This window comes from Myxococcales bacterium, assembly GCA_012517325.1.
GTDB lineage: Bacteria > Lernaellota > Lernaellaia > Lernaellales > Lernaellaceae > JAAYVF01.
Genome location: JAAYVF010000109.1, coordinates 1 through 10,634 on the forward strand (window position 1 = coordinate 1; position 10,634 = coordinate 10,634).

Consider the following 10,634-nt stretch of genomic DNA (forward strand, 5'->3'; position numbering starts at 1 on the left):
CAGTTAGAATTATGGCCTAACGCACAGAAAAAAGACCGAAAATTGGCATTTGGAAGGCTTTTAGGAATGCAACAGCCCTATTCTTGTTCGACAGTCAAATCGCGAATGCTGTCCAAAATAAATTGTTTTGGACAAGAGTGGTTTCCGCTTATTGCACCAATTGGCCGACGGGCACGATTTCGATGCCCAGGGCGCGGAGTTTCGGCAGACCTTCCTGGAGGGCCTGGTAGGTGTTCTGGAACGGGTGGCCGATGGCGATGGCCTTGCCCTGGGCCTTGGCGATGCGGCCGGCCAGCTCGACCTGGCGGCGGATCGAATCGAGGTCGGGGCTGTGGTCGAGGAACAGGTTGCGGGCCGCGCTGTGGATGCCGTTCTGCTTGGCCAGGGTGAAGGCCACCGAATCGCCGATGGTCACCGAATCGATGAAGAACAGGTTGCGTTCCTTGATCGACTGCAACACCACCGACATCTTCGCGCCGTTGCGGGTGAAGGCGCTGCCCATGTGGTTGTTGACGCCGGCGATGAACGGCACCTGCTTGAGGTCCTGGTCGATGGTCTGGCGGATGTCCGCGTCGTTCATCGCCAGCAGCAGCTTGCCGTGGCCGGGATCGTTGTTCTTCATGTCCAGCGGTTCCATCGGCAGGTGCAGCATGACCTCGTTGCCGTTTTGGTGCGCCAGTTCGGCCATCTGCCGCGCGGTCGCGCCGTAGGGCAGGATGCTCAGGGTGATCTTGGCCGGCAGGTTTAGGAACAGGCGGTCGACGGCCTCGCGCACGCCGGTGCCGATGTCGTCGACGATGATCGCCAGCCGGGGCGCGCCCTGGTAGCTGATCGTCGGAATCGCGCCGATGTCGATCTTGGTGACGTTCTCCGGCACGTTGGCCAAGAGCACCCGCGCGCCCTCCGGCACTTCCTGGGCCGCCTTGGTGAACAGAAACTGGTGGGTGTTGATGCCGTCGACGTAGGCCTTGATGGCGTAGGTTTTTTCGTCGATGCGCTCGTACTCGAACGAAACGTTCTCGGCCCGCACCCCCTTGTGCTCGCGCAGCTTGTCGAGGATCTGCTCGACGTCGAAGTCGGGCGGCACCCAGACTTCCCAATAGTAGTAGTCGAACTGGCGGGTGCCGTACTGGCGCGGATCGGTCAGTTGCGTGATGAAGTGCTCGCGCGACAGGCCGACGTCGAGAAAGCAGCTCTTGGCGATGTCGGTGATCGTTTCCAGGCGCTGCGTGAACGGCAGCTTGCGCTGGTCGTTTTTCGCGGCCGCCGGCGGCGGCGATTCCGCGGTCGCGGCGGCGGCCGCCGTCGTTCGCGGCAGGAGCTGGTCGGTCAGCGTCACCCAGCCGAGCGACGAGAGGCCGATGAAAAAGGCGAACCCGGCCAGCGCGATGGCGAAGCGCAACCCTCCCGAGAAGTCGGCCAATTGCCGACCGATTCGATCCAGGAGGGTTGAGCGTTGCCGGTCGAGCATCCGTTCTCTTTAGTTGGCGGTGGCGGTCGCCGCCTTTTGGAAGGCGGGCCAGGCTTTCAGGACGCGCAAGGCCGTGTCGAGCTGCGGATCTTCCGGCCCCTCGGCGCCCGCGGGCTTGCCGTCCTCGGGCGAGATCGGCGGCACGTCGACCGCGTCGTCCGGGGATTTTTCGTCGTCGGCGCCCTTGAGGTGGCGGTCGAGGTCGGCCTCGCGCAACATCTTGCGGCGGTTTTCATCCATGCCGGCGTACGGGTCGCCGGGGACAAAGAGGTCGGGCTCGATGCCCTTGGCCTGGATGTCGCGGCCGTTGGGCGTGAAGTACTTCGCGGTGGTCAGCCGCATGCCGCTGCCGTCGCTGAGCGGGATGATCGTCTGGACGCTGCCTTTGCCGAAGCTGCGTTCGCCGACGATGATCGCGCGGTGATGATCCTGCAGGCAGCCGGCGACGATTTCGGAGGCGCTGGCGCTGCCGGCGTTGATCAGCACGACGATCGGGAATTCGGCGAAGGTGCCGACCTTGGAGGCGAGGGCGTTGAATTCCGGCCCGTCGCCACGGCCCTTGGTGTAAACGATCAGGCCTTCGTCGACGAAGAGGTCGGAAACCTTGACGGCCTGGTCGAGCAAACCGCCGGGGTTGTTGCGCAGGTCGAGCACCAGGCCCTTCAGGTTGCCGCCTTGCTTTTGCAGGGATTCGATCGCCTGCCGCAGGCCGACGTCGGTGTTTTCGTTGAACTGGCTGACTTTCACGTAGCCGTAGCCGGGTTCGAGATTCTTTTCGCGGATCGTCTTGACGACGATCTTCGCCCGGGTCAGTTCGTATTCGTGCGGGTCGGTCCAACCCTTGCGCCACACCTGGATCTTCACCTTGGTGCCGGCGGCGCCGCGCAGCCGCTTCACGGCGTCGAGCAGCGACATGCCGCGGGTGGATTCGCTTTCGATTTTCACGATGAAGTCGCCCGGCTGCAGGCCGGCTTCGGCGGCGGGCGAGCCGTCGATCGGGCTGATGACCGAGATGAAGTTGTCGCGGATGGTGATTTCGATGCCGAGGCCCTCGAACTTGCCGCGCGTGTCGATGCTCATCTCGCGCATCTCGTCGGGCCGCATGAAGGCGCTGTGCGGGTCGAGCTTGACCAGCATGCCGTCGAGCGCGTTGTAGACCAGATCGGTCAACGAGATTTCCTCGACGTATTTGGTGTGAATGATCGCCAGGGCATCGGTGAAAATCTTGATCGACTCCGCCGCTTCGCTGGCGAAGGGTTTAACCGCCTGGACCGCGGTGAAGGTGCTTACGACCAACGCCGCGACGAGAAGAATCGTCAGCCATTTCGGAGAACGGGACATGATTTCCCCCAAGGAAATTCAAGGAGTCGGCCGCAACCACTCCAACGGATCGACAGCCGCTCCCTCGTGTCTGATTTCGAAATGTAAAACCGGTTCGGCGTAGAGTCCACTGGACCCGACGGTACCGATCACGTCGCCCTGATAGACCGGGTCGCCCTTGGCCCGCGCGAAACTGCCCAAGTGGGCATACATGCTGTGAAATCGCAGGCCGTGGTCCACGATCATCACCCGGCCGTAACCCAAAAATTCGCCGGTATAGGTGACCGTGCCGTCGGCGACGGCATGGACCGAAGTCCCGGCCGGAACGGCGATATCGATGCCGTTGGAACGGGTTTGCGTCCCGAAGACCTGGTGCAGGCGCATGCCGAAACGACCGACGATCGGACCACTCACCGGAGTGGGTAGATTACCTTTGCGTTGCGCGAAGTCAAGGCGCAAGGGGCGTTCGACGCGGGCGCCGGCCGGCGCGGTCGGCAGCGCGGCGACCGTCTGGTTCACCGCGGCGTCCTGATTGGCCAGGTCGCGCGCCAGCCGCTCGGCCAGCACCTTGTCGCGGCGGATTTCCGCGAGCATGAAGGTTTTTTTCTGCTTCTCGATCTCGACGTTGAGCGCTTCCTGCTTTTCCTTTTCGCGCCCGGCGGTCAGGTGCGCCTGGCGGCGGACCAGTTCGGCGCGCCGCTGCCGCAGGGCGAGCAACTGGACGCGGTGCGAGGTCAGTGCCTCGGCGTCGGCGCGGACGACCTGCTTGAGTTGCCGGTAGCGGCGCAGAAACGTGGAAAACGAATCGCTGGTGAGCAGAACCTTCCAGAAGCCGCCCCGGCCCATGCGGTACAACGCGCCCAGCCGCCGCGAGAGGCGGGCGCTGCGGATCGGCGATTCGGCCTCGAGCCGCTGAAACTCGGCCTGGTCTTTTTGCAGTTCGTTTTGCAAGGCCGACAACTGCCCGTTGAGGGCGGCCAGGTCGCGTTCGTGCTGGTAGCGCAGGTGATCGACCGCGTACAGTTGGCGCAGCAGCCCGTGCTCGGCCTGCATCGCGGCGCGCAGCTTGGCCTTTTCCGCGTTCAGCCGCGCGTCGATTTCGGAATTCTGCGCGGCGGCGCCCGCCGTCCAGAGAACGACGAACAGCAACGCCGGCCAGAGCGCCCGCCGCATCGGTCAGACCCTCAGGAAACGGCGCGTGGAGAGATAGGCCGCGGCGAAGCCCAGCGCTCCGCCGATCGCCAGCACCCCCACCGAAACGAACGGGTCCAGCCAGACCGGCCGCACCGCGCCCAGCAGCCAGGTGCTGACCTCGGTCGGCGCGGGCAGGCGGTATTTCACGTAGCGGAACAGCCCGTAGGCGATGCCCAGCCCGACCGCCGCGCCGAACAGGCCCTGCAACAGCCCTTCGACCAGCAGCGGGCCGCGAATGAAATGATTGGTCGCGCCGACCAACCGATAGATGGTGATTTCCTCGCGGCGGCGGTAGATCGCCAGCCGGATCGTATTGGCGACCAGCAGGCCGGCGGCCAGCGCCAAAAACAGGCCGGTCGCGACCGTGGTCAGCCACAGGTAGCGGGTGAAACGACCCAGGCGGTCGACCCATTGCCGGCCGTCGTCCAGTTCGACGATGCCCGGCAGGCGGGCGATCGTCGCCGACAGTTCGGCCATCGCGGCGGGGCCGCGCGCCTCGCGCCGCAGCACGATTTCCATGCTCGGCGGCAGCGGGTTGTCGCCCATCTCCCGCACCAGGTCGGCCACGTCGGGCATCTCGCGCGCGAACCGCTGCAGCGCCTCTTCCTTCGTGACCACCGTCACCGTCTTGACCGGCGGCAGCCGGCGGATCGTTTCGGCCGTCTCCCGCACCTGGTCCGGTGAGGCATCGACCGAGACGTAGGCCACCATTTCGACCTGGCCGATGAACGACTCGACAAGCCGGCTGAGGTTGAACGCCACCAGCCCGAACACCAGCGGAATGGAGATCGCCAGGCCGACGGCGAGAAACGTGCCCAGGTGGCTGCCGATGTCGGCCTGGACGTTCCGCCAACTGCGACCGAGCAGGGAGTACAGCGCTTGTTTCACAGGCGGCGGTCTCCTTCCGTCAGCGCGTTGACCAGCCGGCCGCGGTCGAGCCGCAGGGTGCGACGGGCGTAGCTGGATACCAGTTCCTCGTTGTGCGAGGCGATGACGACGGTGGTGCCGCGCACGTTGATGTCGCGCAACAGTTGGATGATCTGCTGGCTCATCGCCGCGTCCAGGTTGCCGGTGGGTTCGTCGGCTAGGAGGATCGCCGGTTCGTTCACCAGGGCGCGGGCGATGGCGACGCGTTGCTGTTCGCCGCCGGAAAGGCCGGCGGGTTTTTCGTCCATGCGGGCCTGCATGCCGACGTGGCCGAGAATGGCCATGACCTTCTGACGCAGAATGGCGCGCGGCGCGTTGAGCACCTCCAACGCCATCGCGACATTTTCGAAAACCGTGCGGTCGGCCAGCAGGCGGAAGTCTTGAAAAACGACCCCGATGTTGCGCCGCAGGTAGGGGATGGAGGAGGTTTGCAGCTTGGCGATATTGCGGCCTGCCACCATCACCTGACCTTCCGACGGCACTTCGGCGGCGTAAATCAGGCGCAGGAAGGTGGTCTTGCCGGCGCCGGACGGCCCGGAAAGGAAAACCATCTCTCCCTTGGCGATGTGCACCGACACGTCGTCCAGGGCCATGCCATGCGGCCCGTAACGGCGCGTCACCCGATGAAAACGAATCATGCCCACTACCTTAGCGGATTTTATCCGGGCTGCAACGCGCCCGTTTCGCTTCGCCAAAAAAAAAGGCCCCGGACAGCCGGGGCCTTGTATCAACAAATCGGTAAGTAAGGCAATGAACTATTTCTTGCCCTTCTTGCCGTCTTTCTTGCCGTCTTTCTTGCCGTCTTTCTTGCCGTCTTTCTTGTCTTTCTTCTCGATACCCTTCGGCTTCGGGGCGTCTTTCTTGTCTTTCTTCACGAGGCCCTTCGGCTCGGCGGCTTTGGCCACGGTCACGATCGCGGAGGCGTTCATGCCGCCCCAGGAGGCGGTGATGGTGGTTTCGCCATCGGCGCCGCCGGTGACTTTGCCGTTAGCCACGGTGGCGACTTTCGGATTGGCGGTGGCCCAGGCAATGTCCTTGCCCGCGATTTCTTTGCCCGCGGTGTCGAGCACGGCGGCTTTCAGGCCCTTGGTCTCGCCTTCGGCCAGCGCCAGGGTCTTGGGATTGATCGAGATGCTGCCCGGGATCTGCACGGTCACTTTGGCTTCAGCGGAAAGCTCGCCGGCGGTGGCGGTGATTTTCGCGGTGCCGGTATCGACGGCAGTCACGACGCCATTGGCCACGACGGCGACCTTCTCGTCCGAGCTGGTCCAGGTCACGGTCTGCTTCGACTCAACGGTTTTGCCCGCTTTGTCTTTGAAGGTGAGGGTGAAATTCGCGGTCTGACCCTTCGAATCCATTTTCGCCGAGGCCGGGCTGATCTCCACGCTCTTCGGCCCGCCCGCGCAGGCGATCAACAGTAAGGACAGCACCAACACGGGAACCAACACTTTCAACCACTTCATCGTCGAATCCTCCGTTAATAGATTTATTCCTCGGGTTCTTTATTGCTTCGCAAAGCCTGAACGTCTTTTTTCCGGTTTTTGCTGAGCCCCCTAAAGCAACCCCGTTTAGGATGCCAAAAATAAAGACCTGAGCGCTGAAAAAGTCAAGACTTTTGAAGGTATGGGGGTAAAAATTTTATTTGACTGTTTTTTGGCCTTTTCCCGGGATAACCCGATCTCCGCCCGGGGGGACTTTTCAGCCAGGGTCGATTTGAGCTATTAATTCCTTCCAACAAGGGGGGTTCCGTGCGATTCCGTAACCGGGCGTTCATTCTGGCGGCGGCGATCCTGATCGCCCTGGCTTGCTGCCGGTGCGGCCCGGCGAAAAACAAAACCAACGCCGTCCAAGCCCCGCCCCAACAATCCGCCACCGCGAAAACGCCCCAATTGCTGGCCGTTCCCGCCAGCCCCGGAAACGCTCCGCCGCCGCCGGTTACCGAAACCCCCGCGTATTCGGTGGCGATCGATCACGCCCTGCTGTTCGATCCGCGAATGGGCCCGATCAACGGCGACCTATCCGACGAATCCGGCGTCCACCTGCTCGTCAGTGGTAGAATCCGTAATGATACCGGGCGCTTGCTGCACCGAGCCAAAGTCTACGCCACCATCGTCGCCAACTTCGGCGAGCGAACCCAGATCGAGCGCCACAGCGGCGGGCTCGGCTTTTCGCCACGGGTGAACAGCACCGATCCGTGGCGCCCCGACACCGAACGCACCTTCCTCAGCATTACCCGGCCGCTCGATCCCATCTATTTGGAATTGCCGCCGGAAAAAATCATGGCGTCGCTGACGCTCACCACGCAGGATCCGCTATCTTATCGTTTTCGCGGCGAAATTCACCAATTCCCCGTGGTCTGGGACCCAGTTCTGGGGACGATGAAGGATCAAACCGCGATCGTCGCGCTGAGCGGGGCCGGCCGTTGCGCGCCGCAAACGAGGAGCTGCGACCTGACGCAGGACGAGAAGGTGCAACTTCTTTATCAGCGGGGCGCCGCTTATAAGGTTGTCGGTCCGGACGGTGCTTTCTACTGGGTAGCTTACGATCAACTGGCCGGCAACATTTCGGACGAACCGGCGGCGGAAAACGCCAAGCCGGCGGAATTCCCGATCCGGGTCGACCTGCCGGGGAAAATCGCGCTGGAAGTGATGAAAGTGGCCGAATATACGTCGCATTCCGCCGTTCCGGTGGAAGGGAAGATCTACGTGGTCGACCTGCGCGCCACCAATCTCGGTGAAAAACCGGCGCGCTGCCCGGACGAAAAATATTTCTCGCTGGATCTTTCGGCCGGCGCCTACGCGGCTCCCTACCTCTTTAAAAAGAAGGTTCAGGGCGCTTATCAACCGACGCTGTTGAAGCCCGGCCAGAGCGTTACCGGCTCGCTGTTCTTTGCCCAGACCGAAAGCGAGTGGCTTTTCCCCTTCGACCTGGAATTGCATCCGCCGAAGGAAAAGCCGACCCGCTGGCCGCTGTTTCCGACCTTGCTCGCCGCGCAGAAAAATCAACAACCGTAAACGAAGCGGCTCCCCGGCGGCCGGACTCCTGGTATCATCGAACGGATCGCCTCCCTTTTTTCGGAGCACCGGACCCATGTTTTTCCGCCTGTCTCGGTTCCTGCTCGCGCTGCTGTCGGCCGTCGCCCTGGTCGCCGGCGCGGCGTTCGCCCAGGAAGGCGACGAGCAGGAGGTCGATTCCCTGCCTACTTCCATCAAGGCCGGATTGGCCGTCGGCGTTCGTTATATTCTGCCGACCGTCACCAACGCCCGCGATCGCCGGCACGACAGCTCGGGCACCTTCGACGCGTTCATCGCCGGCGCGTATCTGAACATCAACCAGGATTTGGAAAACCGCACCAACGTCTGGCTGGGCCTGGGCACCCTGCGCACGACCGGCCCCGAGGTCGAGGACCTCGACGATCCGACCAGCCGGCAACTGGTGCTGACCCTGCAGACCGCCGGGTTGCGGTCGGCGCCGGCGGACTGGTTCAACCTCGAGGCGGGCGTCGTGCGGTCGCCGTGGGAAGCGATCTCCCGCGAGGGGTGGGAGTTGAATTACCTTTCGTCGGTGGCGGCGCGGCGCTACCGGTTCATTTCCGAGGCCGATCTGGGGGCCAGCGTGTACGGCAGTGTACCGGTGCCGGCGACGGGGCTCTTTTACCACCTCAACGTCACCAACGGCGAAACCGATCTGCGGGCGGAAAAAGAGAAGTACAAGGCCTTCCAAAGCCGGCTGACCTTCCGGCCGCTACCGCTGGGCGATTACCTGCGGCCGCTGCAACTGTCGCTCGGTTACGGCTACAAGGTGGATGCCGATCCGCCCGGCCCGGAACGGCGCGACGAGCAGTTTTTCGGCACGATGCTGCTGTACGACGCCGGCATCTTCGCTGTCGGGCTTGAAAACGACCTGCTGCTACGGACCTTCCGCGCCGACGAAAGCCGAACGCCTTCCGGGCTGTCCAGCCTCTTTTTTCTCTGGACCCTGCATCCGGCCTATTCGATCTTCGCGCGCGGCGATGTCCGCGATTACGATCTGCGCAACGATCCGGGTAAAAAGGCCATCGTGAGCAGCCAGTACAAAAACCACACCTTGCGCGCCGACGAGGATTTGCGGGCGACCGTCATGTCGGGCGTGGTGTTGGAACTGCATTGGCCGCTCGACCTGGCGCCCTACGTCGAAGCCACGTTCTACCAGGAGCCCGCGCCCGGCGGCGGCGCGACCCCGCCGACGATCACCGCGAACCTCGTCGCCGCGATGCGGTTTTAATTCGGGCAATGTTTCATGCCGCGCGCCTCATATGAATGCCGTCACCGAAAACGCGAATGACATCTCGAGCGAGCCCGCGCTTCGCGGGTGAGCCGAGAAATCGCTCTCCTTTGAAAAGAAAAGGGCTCCCTCCGCTCGCCGCCAAGGCCCGACTCGGTCGGGATGATGGATTTTTATTTTTCATCCCAAGCACGGAGCTTGTCATCCTGAGCGTCAGCGAAGGATCTCTCGTTGCCCGTCGAAAATCTTCCGGTATGCATTGGTCGCGCAATTTACAGTCGTGTAATTTTATCCTTGCCTCATCCAATAAATTATGCTATTTGTCTGTTCGCAACTTGGAAGACCTCATTCATGGGTGAAGCGATGACCTCTCTAACCGCGAAAATTGCCTGCTTGATGATTGGCGTTCGAAAGACGTTTTTGATGGGTGTCTTTTCAAATCAAGGAGGTTTTTTGCCACGTCGGAAATCACTCGGTACATTGACAGCGTAGCCGGCGACGATTCCTGGACCGGGGAACACGCGACCAACGACCCCGCGGGGACCGGCCCAAAACAACACATTTCGGCGATGATCGACGCGCTGACCTACCCGTTGACCGTCTCCCACGTCATCAAGTTGATCACCAATTCGAGCAGCCCCTACACCTACACCGAAACGGACAACGCCCTGAACCTGAGCAACCTGATGATCGCCAAGCCGGGCGTTATCATCGCCATCGAGCCCAATGATTGGAACGATAGTTATTACAATGCGGCCAAGAACCCGTCCACGGGCGCGGGCGACCTCGATCCGACGGCGACGCGCTCGGTCATCCTCACCGCGGGCATTTACGCCTTCAACACGCCGTACCTGGAATTGCGCGGCATCCAGTTTCAGGACGGCGGTTCCGGCGCGTATGCCTGCGGCGTGACGGTCACCGCCAACAGCCTGGTTCACGTTAAATATTGTTCCGCCAGCGACATGTCGGGCGGATTCACCGTCACCGGCGGCGGGAAATTGTTGCTGGAGAACTCGCTCGTGGATTCCTGCGGGTTGGGCGCGGCCGCGTTCAACGGCGGGATGCTGGATTTGATCGGGAGCAACACGATTCTCGACGCGGCCAGCGTCGGGGTGGTCGCCCGCTTCAGCGGCCGGATTCTGTTTCGGGGCTGGGCGGATCACCCGACCTACAACCTGACGACGATCAAGACCGGCGCCGGCATCCTGCGCGCCAATTACAAGGCGCTGGCGATCGACTTGGGCTCGCTGGTGCTGGTGGATGCCGAGCCGCAAGACCCGTTGACCGAGGGCGTGGCCTGGGTGCGGATTGAAAACGAGAACTCGGTTTTGTTGAAGTCCTATTACAGCGTATTGGTGAGCCCCGATTCCAGTTTGCGGGGCGACAGCCAGTTCATTTTCGTGACCAAGGACGTGCAGGGCAACTGGATTTCGTTCCCGGCCGACCGGCAAATTCTGCG

The 10,634-nt window shown here is 62.5% G+C and carries 9 protein-coding genes; 3 read left to right on the forward strand and 6 right to left on the reverse strand.

The window, feature by feature from the left end; all coding sequences use genetic code 11:
- Window positions 1-148 precede the first annotated feature (148 nt).
- The 6 genes from GX444_18690 to GX444_18715 all read right to left on the reverse strand — a co-directional run bounded on the left by GX444_18690 (window position 149) and on the right by GX444_18715 (window position 6,327).
- Window positions 149-1,471, reverse strand: a complete 1,323-nt coding sequence (locus GX444_18690; protein NLH50608.1) for a divergent polysaccharide deacetylase family protein — start codon at window positions 1,469-1,471, stop codon at window positions 149-151.
- A 9-nt stretch (window positions 1,472-1,480) separates the two neighbouring features.
- Window positions 1,481-2,812, reverse strand: a complete 1,332-nt coding sequence (locus GX444_18695) for a S41 family peptidase (protein NLH50609.1) — start codon at window positions 2,810-2,812, stop codon at window positions 1,481-1,483.
- Window positions 2,813-2,830: 18 nt separating this feature from the next.
- Window positions 2,831-3,964: a peptidoglycan DD-metalloendopeptidase family protein gene (locus GX444_18700; GenBank protein NLH50610.1), complete on the reverse strand. Its 1,134-nt coding sequence runs from the start codon at window positions 3,962-3,964 to the stop codon at window positions 2,831-2,833.
- 3 nt (window positions 3,965-3,967) lie between these two features.
- On the reverse strand, window positions 3,968-4,873 hold the full coding sequence (locus GX444_18705; GenBank protein NLH50611.1) for an ABC transporter permease: 906 nt from the start codon (window positions 4,871-4,873) through the stop codon (window positions 3,968-3,970).
- Window positions 4,870-5,550: a cell division ATP-binding protein FtsE gene (gene ftsE, locus GX444_18710; protein NLH50612.1), complete on the reverse strand. Its 681-nt coding sequence runs from the start codon at window positions 5,548-5,550 to the stop codon at window positions 4,870-4,872. Before ftsE ends, GX444_18705 begins: the two co-directional genes overlap by 4 nt.
- Before the next feature lie 117 nt (window positions 5,551-5,667).
- A complete protein-coding gene (locus GX444_18715) occupies window positions 5,668-6,327 on the reverse strand; it encodes a hypothetical protein (protein ID NLH50613.1) in 660 nt (219 codons plus the stop codon).
- A 333-nt stretch (window positions 6,328-6,660) separates the two neighbouring features.
- Between GX444_18715 and GX444_18720 the strand changes: the two genes are divergently transcribed.
- From GX444_18720 to GX444_18730, 3 genes are all read left to right on the forward strand, one after another.
- Entirely contained in the window at window positions 6,661-7,926 is a 1,266-nt protein-coding gene (locus tag GX444_18720) for a hypothetical protein (protein ID NLH50614.1), read from the forward strand.
- Window positions 7,927-8,002: 76 nt separating this feature from the next.
- Entirely contained in the window at window positions 8,003-9,175 is a 1,173-nt protein-coding gene (locus tag GX444_18725; GenBank protein NLH50615.1) for a hypothetical protein, read from the forward strand.
- Between the two features lie 569 nt (window positions 9,176-9,744).
- The coding region (locus GX444_18730; GenBank protein NLH50616.1) for a hypothetical protein at window positions 9,745-10,634 on the forward strand (890 nt) is incomplete at its 3' end.

Bases quoted from the DNA above. Each gene is read 5' to 3' on its own strand.
- GX444_18690 (NLH50608.1), bottom strand. From the start codon at position 1,471: ATGCTCGACCGGCAACGCTCAACCCTCCTGGATCGAATCGGTCGGCAA.
- GX444_18695 (NLH50609.1), bottom strand. From the start codon at position 2,812: ATGTCCCGTTCTCCGAAATGGCTGACGATTCTTCTCGTCGCGGCGTTG.
- GX444_18700 (NLH50610.1), bottom strand. From the start codon at position 3,964: ATGCGGCGGGCGCTCTGGCCGGCGTTGCTGTTCGTCGTTCTCTGGACG.
- ftsE (NLH50612.1), bottom strand. From the start codon at position 5,550: ATGATTCGTTTTCATCGGGTGACGCGCCGTTACGGGCCGCATGGCATG.
- GX444_18725 (NLH50615.1), top strand. From the start codon at position 8,003: ATGTTTTTCCGCCTGTCTCGGTTCCTGCTCGCGCTGCTGTCGGCCGTC.